This window comes from Corynebacterium sp. HMSC072A04, from assembly GCF_001809235.1.
In the GTDB taxonomy this organism is placed as follows: domain Bacteria; phylum Actinomycetota; class Actinomycetes; order Mycobacteriales; family Mycobacteriaceae; genus Corynebacterium; species Corynebacterium hiratae.
Window position 1 is genome coordinate 152,915 of the sequence record NZ_KV796786.1, and the last position, 16,638, is coordinate 169,552.

Annotated in this window: 12 protein-coding genes and 2 pseudogenes; 6 read left to right on the plus strand and 8 right to left on the minus strand. The window is 60.1% G+C overall.

Features of this window, described 5'->3' with window-relative positions; genetic code table 11:
• The first annotated feature begins 76 nt into the window (after positions 1 to 76).
• Positions 77 to 2,998: an FAD-binding and (Fe-S)-binding domain-containing protein gene (locus HMPREF2565_RS07265; protein WP_071407083.1), complete on the plus strand. Its 2,922-nt coding sequence runs from the start codon at positions 77 to 79 to the stop codon at positions 2,996 to 2,998.
• Between the two features lie 60 nt (positions 2,999 to 3,058).
• On the opposite strand, the gene HMPREF2565_RS07270 is transcribed toward HMPREF2565_RS07265, so the two are convergent.
• From HMPREF2565_RS07270 to HMPREF2565_RS07295, 6 genes are all read right to left on the minus strand, one after another.
• Positions 3,059 to 4,189, minus strand: coding sequence for an ABC transporter ATP-binding protein (locus HMPREF2565_RS07270; RefSeq protein ID WP_049154656.1), 1,131 nt, complete (start codon positions 4,187 to 4,189; stop codon positions 3,059 to 3,061).
• A 26-nt stretch (positions 4,190 to 4,215) separates the two neighbouring features.
• Positions 4,216 to 5,526: an ABC transporter substrate-binding protein gene (locus tag HMPREF2565_RS07275; protein ID WP_070821085.1), complete on the minus strand. Its 1,311-nt coding sequence runs from the start codon at positions 5,524 to 5,526 to the stop codon at positions 4,216 to 4,218.
• 71 nt (positions 5,527 to 5,597) lie between these two features.
• Positions 5,598 to 6,569, minus strand: a complete 972-nt coding sequence (locus tag HMPREF2565_RS07280) for a carbohydrate ABC transporter permease (protein ID WP_046649374.1) — start codon at positions 6,567 to 6,569, stop codon at positions 5,598 to 5,600.
• Positions 6,570 to 7,544: a carbohydrate ABC transporter permease gene (locus HMPREF2565_RS07285; protein ID WP_046649375.1), complete on the minus strand. Its 975-nt coding sequence runs from the start codon at positions 7,542 to 7,544 to the stop codon at positions 6,570 to 6,572.
• A 234-nt stretch (positions 7,545 to 7,778) separates the two neighbouring features.
• Positions 7,779 to 8,501: a glycerophosphodiester phosphodiesterase gene (locus tag HMPREF2565_RS07290; RefSeq protein ID WP_070512744.1), complete on the minus strand. Its 723-nt coding sequence runs from the start codon at positions 8,499 to 8,501 to the stop codon at positions 7,779 to 7,781.
• Between the two features lie 58 nt (positions 8,502 to 8,559).
• Positions 8,560 to 9,852: a class I SAM-dependent methyltransferase gene (locus HMPREF2565_RS07295; RefSeq protein ID WP_071407084.1), complete on the minus strand. Its 1,293-nt coding sequence runs from the start codon at positions 9,850 to 9,852 to the stop codon at positions 8,560 to 8,562.
• A gap of 186 nt (positions 9,853 to 10,038) precedes the next feature.
• Between HMPREF2565_RS07295 and HMPREF2565_RS07300 the strand changes: the two genes are divergently transcribed.
• Positions 10,039 to 11,382 carry an NAD(P)/FAD-dependent oxidoreductase gene (locus HMPREF2565_RS07300; protein ID WP_049154653.1) on the plus strand — a complete coding sequence of 448 codons (1,344 nt, stop codon included), beginning with the start codon at positions 10,039 to 10,041 and terminating at the stop codon, positions 11,380 to 11,382.
• A gap of 97 nt (positions 11,383 to 11,479) precedes the next feature.
• A pseudogene (gene thiD, locus HMPREF2565_RS07305) lies at positions 11,480 to 12,295 on the plus strand (bifunctional hydroxymethylpyrimidine kinase/phosphomethylpyrimidine kinase); the annotation flags it as partial.
• A 17-nt stretch (positions 12,296 to 12,312) separates the two neighbouring features.
• Here thiD and HMPREF2565_RS07310 read toward each other — a convergent pair.
• Complete coding sequence (locus HMPREF2565_RS07310) at positions 12,313 to 12,915, minus strand: class I SAM-dependent methyltransferase (RefSeq protein WP_049154651.1); 603 nt, start codon at positions 12,913 to 12,915, stop codon at positions 12,313 to 12,315.
• Between the two features lie 83 nt (positions 12,916 to 12,998).
• Between HMPREF2565_RS07310 and corA the strand changes: the two genes are divergently transcribed.
• Positions 12,999 to 14,072 carry a magnesium/cobalt transporter CorA gene (gene corA / locus HMPREF2565_RS07315; RefSeq protein ID WP_070512755.1) on the plus strand — a complete coding sequence of 358 codons (1,074 nt, stop codon included), beginning with the start codon at positions 12,999 to 13,001 and terminating at the stop codon, positions 14,070 to 14,072.
• A gap of 3 nt (positions 14,073 to 14,075) precedes the next feature.
• On the opposite strand, the gene HMPREF2565_RS07320 is transcribed toward corA, so the two are convergent.
• Complete coding sequence (locus HMPREF2565_RS07320) at positions 14,076 to 14,522, minus strand: PaaI family thioesterase (RefSeq protein ID WP_010186566.1); 447 nt, start codon at positions 14,520 to 14,522, stop codon at positions 14,076 to 14,078.
• Between the two features lie 43 nt (positions 14,523 to 14,565).
• Here HMPREF2565_RS07320 and gndA point away from each other — a divergent pair, with 43 nt between their 5' ends.
• Together gndA and HMPREF2565_RS07330 are read left to right on the plus strand one after the other, a co-directional pair.
• Entirely contained in the window at positions 14,566 to 16,023 is a 1,458-nt protein-coding gene (gene gndA, locus HMPREF2565_RS07325) for an NADP-dependent phosphogluconate dehydrogenase (RefSeq protein WP_071407085.1), read from the plus strand.
• Positions 16,024 to 16,191: 168 nt separating this feature from the next.
• Positions 16,192 to 16,638: pseudogene (locus tag HMPREF2565_RS07330) on the plus strand (HNH endonuclease); the annotation flags it as partial.

Below are 16,638 nucleotides of genomic sequence, written 5' to 3' on the forward strand. Positions count from 1 at the left end.
GAATTGAGTATCCCATATGATGAACCTCACGTACCCAGTTTGGTCGAGATTTACTGTCAAGCGATAGATTAGAAATATGTCCAAGCTACTAAGCCCCGATTCCTCTCGTTTCTCACGCCCGGCCGGCGCTACCAGCCAGGCCGACGCCGTTTCCGAGCGCTACCGCCACGGCTCCCCCGCCGAGCTGGTTGCGGACATGGAAGCCATCGTCGGCGCAGAAAACGTGCACGGCCGACTCAGCGACCTCGTGCGCTTCTCCTCCGATGCCGGTCCCTACCGATCCATCCCGAACATCGTGGTTTCCCCGCGCAACGCAGCGGACCTCGCTGCGCTCATGAAGTACTGCGATACCCACGATCGCCACATGACCTTCCGCGCAGCAGGAACGTCGCTGAACGGCCAGGCCATGGGCGATGACATCCTCGTCGATGTCAAGACCCACTTCGGCGGCATGGAAGTGCGCGAGGAAGGCCGCAAGCTGTGGTCGCGCCCCGGCGTCATCTTGGGCGATGCCCAAGCAGTACTCTCCCGCCATGGCTTCATGCTGGGGCCAGACCCGGGATCCACGTCCGTGTGCACCATCGGTGGCGTGCTGGCCGATAACTCCGGCGGCATGCGCTGCTCCTTGGAACGCGACAGCTACCACAGCATCGAAGAGCTGATCTTCGTCTTGCCTTCTGGCACCATCGTGGATACGTCTCGTGGGGACGAGGCCTTCCGCAAGCAGGAGCCGAAGCTCCACGCCGATCTTCTGGCCTTCCGCGATAAGCTGCGCGCCAACACCGAGATGGTGAAGTTCCTGCGCACTAAGTTCTCTATTCGCAACACCAATGGACTGCGAATTGATGCCTTCCTCGATGAGGATGAGCCCGTGCACATCCTCAAGCGCCTGCTCATCGGCTCCGAGGGCATCTTCGGCGCCATCACGGAATCCGTCATCCGCACGGTGAAGCTTCCGCGCGTAAAGGCCACGACCTGGGTCGAGCTGCCCAACCTCCGCGATGCCGCAAACTACGTGCACCCCATCATGGAGACAGGCGCGGAGGCCTGCGAGCTTCTGGTTGCCCCGGTCATGCGCCGTTCCGCCGAGCACTATGCGCACGCGCCGGAATCGTGGCGCAACCTCAATGATGACGCCGCAGCACTCCTCGTCGAGGTCGGCGGCAGCGACGAGGAGAACTTGGACAAGGCCATGGATCGCCTACGCACCGTGCTTGCCGACGCCCCACTACTGCGCCCCCTCGAATTTCTCACCACCGCAGAAGGTATGCGCGGCGCGTGGGAGCTACGCAATGGTCTCTACGGCCTGCTGGGCGCGGACCGTCCGAACGGCACGGCGTACATCACCGAGGATGTCTGCTTCCCGCCTTCCCAGGTCGGTGAGGCCGCAGCGGACCTGTTGGACTTGCAGGCCAAGTACGGCTACCCGGAGTCGGTCATGGGCCACGCTGCTTTTGGCAACCTGCACTTCTTCTTTACCCCGCGCTTCGACGTTGAGGAGGAGCGCGAATCCTATGCCGCGTTCTTGGATGATTTGGCCGAGCTGGTCATTGACAAATACCAGGGCTCGATGAAGGCCGAGCACGGTACCGGCGTGAACATGGCCCCCTTCCTGGAGCACGAGTGGGGCACGGAGGCCTTCGAGCTGTTCTGGGAAGTCAAGAACATGATCGATCCCAAGAGCATCCTGGCACCGAACGTGAAGCTCACCCGGGACCAAACCATCCACCTGCGCAACTTCAAGTCCTTCCCCAAGGTCGAGGAAGAGATCAACCCGTGTGTGGAATGCGGTTTCTGTGAGCCTGTCTGCCCCTCCCGCCACGCCACGGTGACCCCGCGCCAGCGCATCGTGCTGCGCCGCGAGATGGCCCGGCAGGAAGAAGGCTCGGAGGTCTTGGCGCAGCTGCAGAAGGAGTATCAGTACGACGCCGTCGACATGTGCGCCGCCGACGGCACCTGCTCTATCCCCTGCCCGATTAGCATCGACACCGGCGCAGTGATGAAGCAGCTGCGCGCCCAGCAGGCCACCCCGGCCCGCGAGAAGGTGGCACTGACGACGGCACAGCGTTGGGAGTTGGTGGAAAGGCTTGCCCGCGCTGGCATCATCTCCGCCAACAAGATTCCCCACAAGCCCCTCGAGCTGGGCGCCAACATGGCACGTAACGTGGTAGCACCGGACTTGCTGCCCACCGTCCCGGGGCCGCTTCCGCAGGCCGCATCGCGTCTGCCGGAAACCCCGCGCGAGGGCGCTGGCGCGCTCTACTTCCCTGCCTGCATCAACCGCATCTTCGGCCGCCCAGCCGGAGCGGCTAAGGATTCGGTCGATCTCCCGCGCGCCATCGTGGAACTGGGACGCCGGGCTGGCCAGCCGGTGTGGATCCCCGAGGATGTCGCCGGCGATTGCTGTGGCACACCGTGGTCCTCCAAGGGCTACAAGGAAGGGTTTGAGTACCAAGCTCAAAAGATTGTGCGCGACCTCTGGCACTGGTCGGAGCACGGCCAGCTGCCCATCGTGGTCGATGCTGCCAGCTGCACCCACGGGTTGCTCGATTCGGTTCCTGAGGTGCTCTCCCCTGCCGACCGCAAGCTTTGGGAGGATCTGCGCATCCTCGATGTCGTGGAATGGCTCCGTGATGAAATCGCCCCGCACCTGCCCATCGTGAAAAACATGGGCTCCATCGCTGTCCACCCAACTTGCTCGACTGACCACATGGGCATGAGCCAGGCCCTGGTTGACCTGGCGAACCTCTGCGGTTCTGCCAAAGTCCCAGAGGGCGCGATGTGCTGTGGCTCCGCCGGTGACCGCGTCATGCTGCACCCGGAGCTCGTCGAGTCCGCCACGCGCGAGGAGCGTGCTTCACTCGACGCGGAGCACTTCGACGCCTTCGTCTCCGATAACCGCACCTGCGAGATGGGCCTGGAGATGATCTCCGGGCGGACCTATGAATCAATCGCAGTGCTGTTGGAGCGGGCCTCCCGTCCGGTCGTCACTCCATAAGCAACGCGCCGGTGGCAATACTCCTCAGCGGGAGCTCTGCCACCGGCGCAACAGATCGGGTTAGAGATAGTCGTAATTGATTTCGGTGTCCGGGGCGAAAAACACGCACCCGCCCTTCATCGGGCGCAGGTAGATCGTGTCGCCTTGGTGCACGTCAATGCCGCGCGGCACCTTCACCGTGATGCGGTCACCGCGGACCACGGTCCCGTCATTGGCCGACTCTTCGCGGCCACCATAGACGTACAGCTCGGAGCCTAAGTGCTCCACAATATCGACCCTAACCGGTATCCCATACTCTTCACCTGGTTGGTTGACGCCGATGATTTCCCAATTCTCTGGGCGCACACCAACGAGGACGTGATCCGCTCCCACCTTCGCGGCCTGTTCCTGTGGCATGTAGTAGTCCAGCGCCTGGTCTTTGCCGCTGACAACGCGACCGTCAACGAAGGGGACGTTGTCGATGAGAGTCATAGCCGGCGAACCGATGAACGTCGCGACGAAGGAATTACCGGGGTTCTCATACAGTGTTTTAGGTGGGGCGACCTGCTGAATAATGCCCTGTTTGAGGACACACACGCGATCCCCCATGGTCATTGCCTCAGTTTGGTCGTGGGTGACATAGACCGTGGTGGTGTTGAGCTCGCGCTGCAGTTGAAGGATCTGCGCACGCGTGGATACGCGGAGCTTCGCATCCAGGTTGGAGAGGGGCTCATCCATGAGAAAGACTTTGGGCTGGCGCACGATAGCGCGCCCCATGGCCACACGCTGGCGCTGGCCACCCGACATTGCGGAGGGCTTGCGATCGATAAGGTCCTCCAGCTCCAGCATTTTCGCAGCGAAGCTCACGCGCTCTTCGATGGTTGCCTTATCCACCTTGGCATTTTGCAATGCAAACGCCATGTTCTGACGTGCTGTCATGTTGGGGTACAGCGCATAGGACTGGAACACCATGGCTACATCGCGGTCCCGCGAGCGGGTCTCGGTAACGTCGGCCCCGTCGATGAAGATCTGGCCTTCGTCGATTGGCTCAAGGCCAGCGAGCATGCGCAATGTCGTGGACTTGCCGCAACCAGACGGTCCGACGAGTACTAGAAACTCGCCGTCCTTGATATCGAGGTTAATGCGGCTGACCGCCGGTGGCTTTTTCGGGTCATAAATCCTGGAAGCCTGACGGAATTCAACAGTAGCCATGGTGTCCTTTCAAACGATCCGAAGTGTTACTTGAGCTTCGGGGTGATGTCGCGGTCGATAACGCTCTGCGTCTCCTTCTGCAGGTCGCCGAATGCGGACTCCACATCCTCATTGCCCACAGTGATGCGGTCGAGAACACCACCGATGCGCTGTCCGCCGCCCGGCACGAAGACGCGAGCGTAATCCTGCGGCTTGGTGTTCTCGTTGAGCTGCTCGATTGCCGTCTGGGCGTTCGGGTTCTCCTCCAAGAACTTCTTCTCCTCCGGATCATCCAGGGCGTCCTTGCGCACCGGCATGTAGCCCGTCTTCTGGGAGAACTTGATCGTGTTCTCGGTGTTCGTCAGGAAGTCAATGAACTTGACCGCGTTAGCCTTGCGCTCGTCAGAGATTCCAGCCGGCACTGCCAGACCAGCACCACCGGTGGCTGCCGAAGGACCAGGGCCTGGCAGGTAGGTGGTGATGAATGGAATCGTCGCCGTCTCCTTCAGGCCGCCCAGAGAACCAGTGGACTCCAGCAGCCCAGAGGCCTTGCCAGAGCCGAAGGCTACGGTCGGGTCAGTGGAGATTTCGATGTGACCGGCCTTGACCTGGTCCTGCAGGAATTTACCAGCCTCGATGGACTCCTTCGACGTAAAGTTCGGTTCCCACTCATCAGAGTAAGAGCCACCGAAGGCCCAAATCATGCCCTGGAAGTACCAGTCGAGGTAGTTGGATCCATCCGGAACGGTAACGGCCGGCTTGTCGAGCTTGTCCTTGATCTTGGTGGCCCACTCGTCGAATTCTTCCCAGTCCTTCGGGCCACGGTCGGTAGGAAGTCCAGCTGCCTTGAGGTCATCGGTGTTCCAGTACATCAGGTTCGTGGAGCGGGAGTACGGAACGCCGTAGTGCTTGTCCTTGTAGTTATAGTCTTCGCGCAGGGTGTCGACGTAGCTCTCATAGTCAATGTCGTTCATCTCCCACAGCTCATCGAGCGGCGTCGTGGCCTCATTCAGCGCGAAGTTGAACCACGTGACGTCAGAAGCAACGAGGACGTCGGGAAGGTCGCCACCTGCGAGGGCAGCGTTAAAGCGCTGTGCAACTTCCTCGTAGTTGGAACCTGCGGTAACCAGTTCGACCTTCAGATCTGGGTTCTCCTTCTCGAACTCATCAATGAGCTCTTGCTCTATGTCACGGGAAGAACCCGGGTGGTTGGACCAGAAGGTGATGGTGTTGGCGTCTCCGCCGTCCTTTGAGTCGTTCCCTGCGGTGGTCGAACCACCTGCACAGGCGGTCAAGGACGCTGTGGTGAGAAGTGCCGCGCAGGCGGCAACGATACGAGTAGAAATCTTACGAGACATGGGGAGGTTCTCCTTGAGAAGTGAAGAGTTCAGGGGACTTGTTCGAGTTGGGCGTCGGGATAGCAGGCAGGCTAGCCCTTGACTGCTCCAGCAGTCAGGCCCTTAATCATCGGCTTCTGGAGTATGAGGAAGATGATGATCATGGGCAGGGTTGTCAGCACGGTGCCGGCCATCACCGGCGCCCAGTTGGTCACGCCTTCCGCGTCCTGCAAGCGGGTTAGGCCCACCGGAAGGGTGGCTGCAGCCGGTGTATCCGTAATCAGGAAAGGCCACAGGTATTGGTTCCACTCATTGACCACGGTGATCAGGACGAACGCGGACAGCGTTGGCCACGACATGGGCAGGACCACTCGGAACAAGGTTGTGAAGAATCCTGCCCCGTCCATGCGCGCGGCCTCGAGAATCTCCGGGGGCAATGATTGGAAGTGATTGCGCATGAGGAAGGCACCGAACGCCACGCCCGCCAACGGGATGATGACTCCGGCGTAGGTGTCTCTCCAACCCCATGACGCAACCAGCGAGTAATTGGAAATAATGGTGATCTGGTTGGGCACCATCAGCGAGGCGATGATGAGCAAGAACAGCAGATTCCGGCCGGGGAAGCGAATGAATGCGAAGGCATAGGCAGTCAGCACTCCGAGGACTACCTCCACCACCGTGAGAATCAGCGTGATGATGATGGAGTTTCTCAGGTAGCTCGAAAAGCCAGAAGTCTGCCAGACATAGGAATAGTTTTCTGCCTTAAAAGGATTAGGCCAGAAGGAAATCGGATCCGAATACACATCCTGGAAAGACTTAAAGCTGGTGATGAAGATGAAGTACAGCGGCACCATAATCATCAGCACTGTCAGTACCAAGGCAATGTAGCCGACGACCTTCGTTGCTGGATGACCGTGATCAACCGGCTCACCTTTACGCTTGCGCTGGGCCTCGGTGATGACTGGTGCTGCGAGGGACTGCGAACCAGGAACCGGCGGCAGCTCTCCTTTCGCTTGCGGGAGCCCTACCTTGATAGAAGCCGGAATCGCGCGTTTTTCGGACATTTACTTATCCATCCTTTCCTGCAACTTGATCTGCAGCACCGTAATGACAAGCACGACGAGGAACATGATGGTGGCCACGGCAGCGCCATAGCCGGCACGGTTGTTGATGAACGTCTCTTGGTACACCTGGAAAACCATCGTGGAGGTTCCGTAACCAAACGGTCCACCGCCGGTCATCGCGTTGATGATGTCGAAGACCTGGAAGGAATTGAGCAGCACAGTGATTAACAGGAAAAACGTGGTACCGCGAAGCTGTGGCAGGACCACGCGGAAGAAATGTCGCACGGCCGGAGTGCCGTCAATCTCAGAGGCCTCATCGAGATCGCGGCGGCGCCCCTGCAGGGCAGCAAGATAGATGACGAAAACGTAGCCCACGTTCTTCCACACGTAGGTCACCGTAATCATGAACAGTGCCCAGTTCTGCTGCTGGTAGAAGTTCGGCACATCGACCCCGATAAGACCCAAAAAGTATTGAATGAGCCCGTAGTTAGGATCGAAGACGAACTGAAAGGCAACGCCAATCGCCGCGCCAGCGATGACATAGGGCGCGAAAACCATTGAGCGCACAGCCGCACGGCCAAACAGTTTCTGATCCAGAAGCAATGCCAGCGCTAGCCCCAGAACCATCGAACCGACCACCGCGAAGAAGGTGAAGACGACAGTGTTGAACACCACGCGTCCAGTATCTGGCGCCTGGAACCAGTCGATGTAGTTCTGCAGACCGACAAAAGTCATCGTCGGCGATGAAATATTCCAGTTAAAGAAAGAGATGCGGATGTTATCGACCAGTGGTCGATAGGTGAAAAGAATGAGAAGGAGAAGGTTCGGGCCAATCAGCAATGCCGCTAGGCCGATCTGGCGCCAGTCAAGCTTTCGCTTGCGTGGGTGGCGCGCGTACTCCTCGGAGACGATCGGCTTCTCGTTAACAGGAGGGATCGCAGCCGTTCGCCCGCTCGCGGGGATGGTTTTTGCCATGCAGAAGAAACTAGACCAAGGCAGTAAACAGAAGGTTTACTCAACGTTTTGATTGAATAAACAAAAAGAAAATTCCAGGAGCCTAGCCCCCAAAAGCCCTCCCTGTGCGTGGGGTACGTCACACAAAGCACGGGAGAAAGAACTCCATAGAAACTCCCGGGCAAGAAAGCGCCACCATCTTTCCAGCTAGACCTTTTCGGGGATGAACACAACGGCCACGGGCGTAGCTTGGCGCTAACTCGCCGAGCGCACAACGTCGAGTGCTAGCTCTGGCAAGTCCGTTGCCATGAGCTCTATCCCATTGTTACGGCACCACTCCATGTCCTTCGGTAAGTTCACCGTCCATACGTAGGAGTGACTGTCGACGTCTGCAAAGAAGTCAGCGTCCAATCGCGCCTGGCGAATGGAAGGCCCGAAGCCCGAAGCGCCCTCGAGGGAATCTGGTAGTCCCGCATCCGGTTCCAAAAGAAGAAAGGAGCGCAGGGATGGCAATAGGTTTCGAAATCGCGCAATTGCTTCAGGGTTAAAGGAAATCAGACTGAACCGTGGATCGGCATCGAGATGTCGGTTGCGTAGGACTTCGGCCACCGACTCTTCGAGTCGCGCCCCGAAAGGAGACGGGTGCTTCGTCTCGATGAGCAGCTGCTTTCCGGGGTATGACTCGATGAGGTCCACCAGTTCGTCGAGAAGCAGAATGCGTTGGGGATCCTCGTCGGTACCAAAGTTGAGTGTGCGCAGCTCCTCCAGTGTCATGTCACCGACAGAGCCTGTGCCGTCCGACGTCCTATCCACAGTCTGGTCGTGGATAACCACTACCTCCCCGTCCTTGGTCAGGTTGACGTCGCACTCCACACCGGCCACCTCAAGCTTGAGAGCCTCCTCGAAGGCACGGTACGTATTCTCCGGGAACCATCCGTTATACCCTCGGTGCGCGATAATTCCTGTGCGGTCTGCCATGTTCTTTCCCTCCGGGCCGCAAAGTGGTTGTGCTTCTGGCGCCGCCCAGTGTAGACCGCTAACGGCGGCCCCCGCGGTTGCGGTGCGTCGCCACCACGTGCACGGCATCCAGCATTCCTAAGGTGAACAGCGCCTCGCGGAGAGCGAACTGGAAGGTCCAGAGGCGGCGGAAAACCTGGTCGAAGCCCGCTGCCGCCGCTTCGCGGTGCCGCCCATCGAAGAAACTGCGCTGGTAGCGAAGCGTTTCCAGGTAGTGGCTTCCGGTGTGGGCCTGAGCGATGATGCGCAGGTTGGAACGCCTATCGAAAAGTCGGTGGGTCTCCTCGATCGTCGGATAGTCTAATCCGGGCCAAATATAGGCGCGCAGAACCTGAATCGCGGACCGAGCGGCCGGGGTCATCGCGTCGGTGGCGAACAACGAGGCCACAGCCACACGCCCACCGCTGACCAGCGAGCGATCCAGCATCTGTACGTAGCGCCGGCGCTCGGGGGGCGATAGCGTCTCTAACTTCTCTACGCTGACAATCGCGTCATAGCGCCCGCGCCACTTCTTCGGATTGGGCAACGCCGTTTCGATGCCCTGCACATGGACAGAGTCGGCGGCGCCTTCGAGAAGCAGTTGTTCGTCGAACAGCGCCTGCTGCTCTGTGTCGCCCGTAAGGACGTCAACGGTGGCGCGCCGGGCAACGGCTTGTACTGCTACCTGCAGCCCAGTCGCCGGGTACACCAGAAGATGTGTGCCGGCGCCCGTGCGGGTGGCATCGAGAAGCCACTGTGCAGCGCGGCGCTGTGCATCACCCAAGTCCTCGCGGTCCGTATGCGTCGGCTCGGTCACGCTCGTCACATCGACGAAGTGCTCCTTGGGTTCCTTGCTCCCCACCCGTGCGCTATAGCTGCGGACCGCCTCGCGCACCGTGGTGGGAACGCCGCTAGCGAAAATTCCGCCCGAATGGCTCAAGGAGTCACCCGCGTACAGCTTCACCACATCGAGGGGTAGCTCGCCAGGGCTAGACGCCTCCACCGCCAGCTCCTTCGCTTTCGGCCGATACCCCACCCCCAACAGCCGCAGGAGAACCTTGACCAAGCGATCGGAATCGGGCGTCGTCCACTCCCCTGCCATATAAGACTCAGCCAGGCCCAGCCAGCCCGAATCGGCGATGCGGGAAAAGAGAGCGTCGTGAAGCACAGCCAGATCCGGCTCCTCGCCTTCCAGCTCCACCCCTGCTTTGGCGCAGGCCTGCGCAAACTCCGCTTCACTCCGGCCGCCCGTAAAGCGCAGCAAACGCGGTGAGGGCACGGTTGCTACGCCGGGCCACGTCGCAGCGTCAATCGATGCCAAGTGGGAATACACGCTCTAGCCAGCCTTCCTCATCGCACACACGTATTTACTTAGAGTAAAACCAGCGGGCCACGAAGAGGTGGAGGCGCGGCCCAAAAAGCCAGTTAATAACCCATAAAGTATGCATGTACCGCTAGAAAGGTTTAGACTGACTCGGGTAAAATAATCAAGCTTTCTTCAGGAAGGTATTCAATCACCATGGCGCAAACTCCCCACCGCCCTAGTAACGGCCGCCACCACGTCGTTGTTATCGGTGCCGGCTTCGGCGGCATCAACGCCGTTAAGAAGCTCAAGAACGCGGATGTTGAGATCACCCTCATCGACAAGAAGAACCACCACCTCTTCCAGCCGATGCTCTACCAGGTAGCCACCGGCGTCATTTCCGCCGGCGAAATCGCCCCGTCCACGCGTCAGCTCCTGCGCCATCAGGACAACGTCAACTTCGTCAACGGCGAAGTCACTGACATCAATATCAAGGAACAGACCGTCTCCGCAGAACTTGACGGCGCTGTTCGCACCTACGGCTACGACTCCCTCATCGTCGCCGCCGGCGCTGGCCAGTCCTACTTCGGCAACGACCACTTTGCCGAGCACGCGCCGGGCATGAAGACGCTTGACGACGCCCTGGAGATCCGCTCCCGCATCATCTCCGCCTTCGAGAAGGCTGAGTTGGAAGAGGATCCTGCCAAGCGTGAGAAGCTACTGACCTTCGTCATCGTCGGCGCTGGCCCGACTGGCGTTGAGCTCACCGGCCAGATCGCCGAGCTGGCCCAGCGCACCTTCGCTGGCACCTACTCCAACTTTGGTTCCTCCTCCGCCAAGATTTACCTCCTGGATGGTGCGCCGCAGGTGCTTCCTCCGTTTGGCAAGCGCCTCGGCCGCAAGGCTCAGCGCACCCTGGAGAAGCTGGGCGTTGACGTGCGCCTCAACGCCATGGTTACCGACGTCACCGCTGACGCCGTCACCTACAAGAACATGAAGACCGAGGAAGAGGTCACCATCGAGGCTGCGACCAAGATCTGGTCTGCAGGTGTCGCCGCTTCCCCGCTGGGCAAGCTTATTGCCGACCAGGCAGGCGTGGAGGCAGACCGGGCCGGCCGCGTCTCCGTCAACGAGGACCTCACGGTTGGTGAGTACAAGAACGTCTACATCGTCGGCGACATGATTTCCCTCAACCGCCTTCCGGGTGTGGCCCAGGTGGCCATCCAGGGCGGCAACCACGTGGGCAAGCTCATCGAGGCCAAGATTGATGAGGAGTCCACCGCTAACGAGGCCGAGCCGTTTGAGTACTTCGACAAGGGCTCCATGGCCGTCATTTCCCGCTTCAACGCAGTGGTCAAGTTGGGCAAGACCGAGTTCGCTGGCTTCCCGGCCTGGATCTCCTGGCTCGGACTGCACATCTTCTACATCGTTGGCTTCCGCAGCCGCACCCTCGTTGCGCTGCACTGGCTGCTCAACGCCTTCTCGCGCGACCGCGGTAACCTGGAGATCACCCAGCAGCAGCGCGTTGCTCGCAACGTGATTGACCGCGACCTCCACTAGGTCTTACGCGTCTTATAAGGAGAGAGGAAATTTCCTCTCTCCTTTTTCTTTAGTCATGTACGGTAGACGAAAGAATAGCCAAGCTTAAGGAGAAACCGTGAGCCAACCTGCGCTGCCCCGTGTCCTCAGCATCGCCGGCACCGATCCGACGGGCGGCGCTGGTATTCACGCCGACCTCAAGTCCTTTGAGGCCGCTGGGGCCTATGGAATGGCCGTAGTGACCGCCCTGGTTGCGCAGAATACGCAGGGCGTGCGGGCTATCCACACCCCACCGGTGGATTTTCTGCGTGAGCAGCTGGCAAGCGTCAAGGACGACGTGACTATCGACGCCGTCAAGATCGGCATGCTGGGATCCGTCGCTATCACCGAAACGGTGAGCGACTTCCTCGCTTCCCTCCCCGCGGGTGTGCCGGTGGTCTGCGATCCGGTCATGGTCGCCTCCAGCGGTGACCGCCTGCTCGAGCCGGAAGCGGAGCGCGCCGTACGGGAGCTGGCGCGCCGCGCGACCGTGGTCACACCCAACCTGCCGGAACTCGCTGTCCTCGCGGGCGTAGCAGAACCGCGCACCTTTGATGATGCTCTCTCTGTCGCAACCACGTGGGCACACGAGAACGACACCTGGGTCGTAGTCAAGGGCGGTCACCTCGATGGTGCCGAGGCCGATAACGCGACCGTAAGTCCTTCCGGCGATATCACGCGCGTGCCCTGCCCGCGGATTGATACGAAGAACACGCACGGCACGGGCTGCTCGCTGTCCTCAGCCCTAGCGGCGCGTTTGGGCGCGGGCGAATCCCTCGACGAAGCACTGGTTTGGGCCACCGAGTGGCTCCACGAGGCGATTGAGCATGCCGATGCGCTTCACGTCGGACACGGACACGGGCCCGTTGACCACGGCCACCGGCTCCGGCGCCTGGCTGCGGAGAAACAAAGTTAGCCCAGTAGATCGGCACCTGGACGAGTAAGCACGGCCACCATGAAGGTGGAGTTCTCTTTAAAGACCTTCATGTCCCACGAGGAGAAAATGAAATCGACTCGGTAGCCCACCGCGCGGGCCAGTTCGAGGAACTCCTCAAAGCCCCAGCCGCGGCCCTCGCCGAAACCGACGACGAAGCGGCCGCCGGGGCGAAGCGCGTTAAACACGTTGCGCAGGGCCGCCTCGCGCCCTTCGTTGGCGATAAAAGTCATGACGTTGCCCGCAGCCACGGCGATGTCGAAGTTGCCCTCCGGGATTTCCTCTTCCGAAAGGTCACCTACCTCCCAGCGGGCCTCCGGATAATCATTCACCGCGTGCTCAATCAAAATCGGGTCGACGTCCACGCCCACTACGGTATGCCCGCGCTTGGCCAACTCGCCGCCGAGCCGTCCGGAACCGCAGCCGGCGTCGAGGACGCGGGAGTGGCGTTCACTCATGGCGTCGATAAGCCGGGCTTCCCCGTCGATATCCTTACCCTGGGCCCGCAGCGTCTTCCATTTCCGTGCAAAGTTGTGGGAATGGGCGGGGTTCGCGGCAGTTACTTCTTTCCAGGTAGGCATGACAACGAGTATAGGCCTTTAGAGGTGTAAGATTTAGCCGCTCTGATAAAACGCCTATACGAAGCGAAGGAGGCTGAGACACGATGCCATCTGTACCGTCACCATTCAAGCCACGCAAGAAAAACACTTCGGACAATAATACGCCGAGTTTTTCCGTGCCTGTCGAGCGTGCCATTGAGCACTGCCGAGTGTTCATCGACGGCGAGGCGCTGCCGGGTGAGTTTACCCCGCACAGCGCGCTGCAAACCGTGGAAGAATACGGCCGCGGCTTCGTGTGGGTAGGCCTGCACGAGCCGCTCGAATCGCAGATGACGAAGGTAGCGGCTGAATTCCGCATCCATGAGCTCATCGTCGAGGACGTCGTCCAGGCGCACCAGCGTCCCAAGCTGGAGCGCTACGATGACCAGCTCTTCGTGGTGGCACGGTCGGTGAACTACCGCGACCACGACGAGGTCGCCGATAAGCGCCAAATTATCTCCACTGGTGAAATCCAGATGATCATTGGTGCCACGTTCATTATCACGGTGCGCCACTCCGCCAAGCTGCCCAATCTCGCCTATGTGATCCAGGATGAGCAAGACCTCGTCGAGCAGGGTCCTATTTCGCTGGCGTGGAAGATCCTGGACATGATGGTGGACCGCTATTCGGAGATTTGCCGCCTCATCGCCATCGAGGTCGACGAATTAGAAGAAGAAATCTTCACTCCGAATTCGCTGCCCAACATCGACCGTATCTACATGTTCAAGCGCGAAATCTTGGAGATGAAGCACGCGATCGTGCCGCTTTCCCCAGCGTTGCGGGCGATGGTAGCGGACCACAAGGATCTCATTCCGAAGACGATTCGCTCCTATATCCGCGACGTCAACGACCACCAGCTGGTGGTCCAGGACCACGTGTCGGGGTTCGATGAGCGCTTGACCTCGCTTATCGACGCCTCCGTGGCCAAGATCAGCATGCAGCAGAACTCCGACATGCGCACGATCTCCGCGGTGGTTGGCATGTGGGCAGCGCCAACACTTGTAGCAGGTATCTATGGAATGAACTTCGACATCATGCCGGAGCTGCATTTCGCATGGGGCTATTACGGGGCAATTGGCCTCATGATCTTGGTGGTGGCCGGAATGTGGTGGTGGTTCCGGCGCAACAACTGGTTGTAGGGATTATTGCACCACCATGGTGCGCAACGTGGAAGCAGCGAGGAGTACATCGCCCTGGCTGATTTTCACTTCCCACAGCTGCGTGCGGCGGCCCTTGTACAGCGGCGTAGCGACAGCCGTGACGGTGCCTTCGGCAACGGGCTTGAGGAAATCTGTGTTGTTGTTCACGCCGACAACCGGCTTGCCCGCGAGGATCAGGCTGCCCACAGATGCGGTGGACTCCGTAATCGTGCAGAAAAGCCCTCCATTCGCCACGCCCCAGGGCTGGTGGTGATCCGGAACAACGTCAACCTCGGAGCGAATCTCATCGGCGGAGATGTGCGTGAAGCGCAAACCGATGAGTCCCGCAAGTCCCTGCGGATGAGAGTTGATGAGCTGCAGTTCTTCGTCGTTAAGCGGGCGTGTTTGAGATACCGCGACAAACTTCTCAAAGATTTCAGAGTGTTTCATGCCACACCAGGTTAGTGGATTTCGGTGACGTAGGATGGTTGACATGACTCAAACTGCTGAAAAGACAGATCTCGCTCAGATTGGTGTTGTGGGCTTGGCCGTCATGGGCTCCAACCTCGCGCGCAACTTTGCCCGCAACGGAAATACCGTCGCGGTCTACAACCGCAGCCCGGAGAAGACGCGCGCGCTCATCAGCGAGCATGGCGATGAAGGAGCCTTCATCCCTTCCGAAACCGTTGAGGACTTCGTGGCCTCCCTGGAGCGCCCGCGTAAGGCAATCATCATGGTGCAGGCGGGCGCGGCTACCGACGCCGTCATTAACCTGCTCACCGAGGCCATGGATGAGGGCGACATCATCATCGACGGTGGCAATGCCTTGTTCACGGACACCATTCGCCGCGAGAAGGAGGTCGCAGCTAAGGGCCGTCACTTCGTCGGCGCGGGTATCTCCGGTGGCGAGGAGGGCGCGCTCAACGGCCCATCCATCATGCCCGGCGGCCCGGCCGAGTCCTGGGAAACGCTGGGGCCGATCCTGGAGTCCATCGCTGCTGAGGTGGACGGCACGCCGTGTGTGACTCACATCGGCCCGGATGGTGCGGGGCACTTCGTGAAGATGGTGCACAACGGCATTGAGTACGCCGACATGCAGGTCATCGGCGAGGCCTACCAGCTCCTTCGCTATGGCGCGGGCATGGAACCGGCTGAAATCGCTGAGGTCTTCCGCGAGTGGAATGCCGGCGATCTGGACTCCTACCTCATTGAGATCACCGCCGAAGTACTAGCACAGAAAGATCCGGAGACAGGTGCCCCGCTTGTCGACGTCATCGTGGACGCCGCCGGCCAGAAGGGCACCGGCCGCTGGACTGCCATTAACGGCCTCGAGCTTGGCGTCCCCATCACCGGCATTGCGGAATCCGTGTTCGCGCGTGCGCTCTCCTCGGCCACCGCGCAGCGCGCCGCCGCCCAAGAGGGGCAGCTGCCCTCCGGTACGATCACCGAGCTCAACGTGAACAAGGCGGAGTTCGTCGAGGACGTTCGCCGTGCGCTCTATGCCGCAAAGCTCATTGCCTATTCTCAGGGCTTTGATGAGATCAAGGCTGGTTCGGACGAGTTCGGCTGGAACGTCGACCCGCGCGACTTGGCCACCATCTGGCGTGGCGGCTGCATCATTCGCGCGAAGTTCCTCGACCGTATCCGTGAGGCTTATGACAATAACGCCGACCTTCCGGCCCTCATTCTGGACCCGTACTTCAAGGGTGAGCTGGAAAACCTGATTGACCCGTGGCGTCGCGTCGTTGTGGCTGCCACCCAGCTGGGGCTGCCGGTACCCGTGTTTGCTTCTTCTTTGTCCTACTACGACAGCCTGCGCGCCGAGCGCCTCCCTGCGGCCTTGATTCAGGGCCAGCGCGATTTCTTCGGCGCCCACACCTTCAAGCGCGTGGACCGCGAGGGCACCTTCCACATCGAATGGTCGGGTGACCGCTCCCTAACCGAAATGTAGCCGCCAAGCCCCTCCCCCGAGGGGCTTTTCTTGTTCCGTCCCTCCCCACAGCTGCCGTTCCCCCAACCAATTCCTTCCCTGCCCTTAGTCGGCGTTAACCCCGCCTCTGAGCAGGGATTTTGTTCCTCCGGTTGCGGGGTTGCGGGTGCTGTTTTAGTCTCTGTGCCCATGGGGGATATTGAAACCTACATCCGCCTTCGCAACTCGGGGATTGCGCTGGTGGAGCATATACCTGGCTCACCCGATAAGCTCCGCGCGCTCGGTGCTGACCCAGCCGATGCCACCGAACTTGCCGGCCTACACCAGGTGTACTTCGGCCCCACCCGCTTTACCGGCAAACAACGCAAAGCCCGTGCGTCCGCACTCACCCAACGCCACAGCCTGAGCACCCTCACACTCATCGAAACCTACGTTTCAAAAGTAAAGAAAACCCTCGACGCCTGGAACCTGAGAGTCAGACTTACCGCCACACCCGCACACCGCATCCCCACCGTTGCCACCACGAGGCTTAAAGAACTCAAACGTAAAAGAACCGCCAAACCAGGCGTGCGCATCACCTACCGCGCACAAGGCCCCAACACCCTTTCCATTACTGACGATGCCACCACGATTGCC

Bases quoted from the DNA above. Each gene is read 5' to 3' on its own strand.
- HMPREF2565_RS07290 (WP_070512744.1), bottom strand. From the start codon at position 8,501: ATGGCAGACCGCACAGGAATTATCGCGCACCGAGGGTATAACGGATGG.
- HMPREF2565_RS07310 (WP_049154651.1), bottom strand. From the start codon at position 12,915: ATGCCTACCTGGAAAGAAGTAACTGCCGCGAACCCCGCCCATTCCCAC.
- gndA (WP_071407085.1), top strand. From the start codon at position 14,566: ATGACTCAAACTGCTGAAAAGACAGATCTCGCTCAGATTGGTGTTGTG.
- HMPREF2565_RS07265 (WP_071407083.1), top strand. From the start codon at position 77: ATGTCCAAGCTACTAAGCCCCGATTCCTCTCGTTTCTCACGCCCGGCC.
- HMPREF2565_RS07285 (WP_046649375.1), bottom strand. From the start codon at position 7,544: ATGGCAAAAACCATCCCCGCGAGCGGGCGAACGGCTGCGATCCCTCCT.
- HMPREF2565_RS07275 (WP_070821085.1), bottom strand. From the start codon at position 5,526: ATGTCTCGTAAGATTTCTACTCGTATCGTTGCCGCCTGCGCGGCACTT.
- HMPREF2565_RS07280 (WP_046649374.1), bottom strand. From the start codon at position 6,569: ATGTCCGAAAAACGCGCGATTCCGGCTTCTATCAAGGTAGGGCTCCCG.
- HMPREF2565_RS07300 (WP_049154653.1), top strand. From the start codon at position 10,039: ATGGCGCAAACTCCCCACCGCCCTAGTAACGGCCGCCACCACGTCGTT.
- corA (WP_070512755.1), top strand. From the start codon at position 12,999: ATGCCATCTGTACCGTCACCATTCAAGCCACGCAAGAAAAACACTTCG.
- HMPREF2565_RS07270 (WP_049154656.1), bottom strand. From the start codon at position 4,189: ATGGCTACTGTTGAATTCCGTCAGGCTTCCAGGATTTATGACCCGAAA.
- HMPREF2565_RS07320 (WP_010186566.1), bottom strand. From the start codon at position 14,522: ATGAAACACTCTGAAATCTTTGAGAAGTTTGTCGCGGTATCTCAAACA.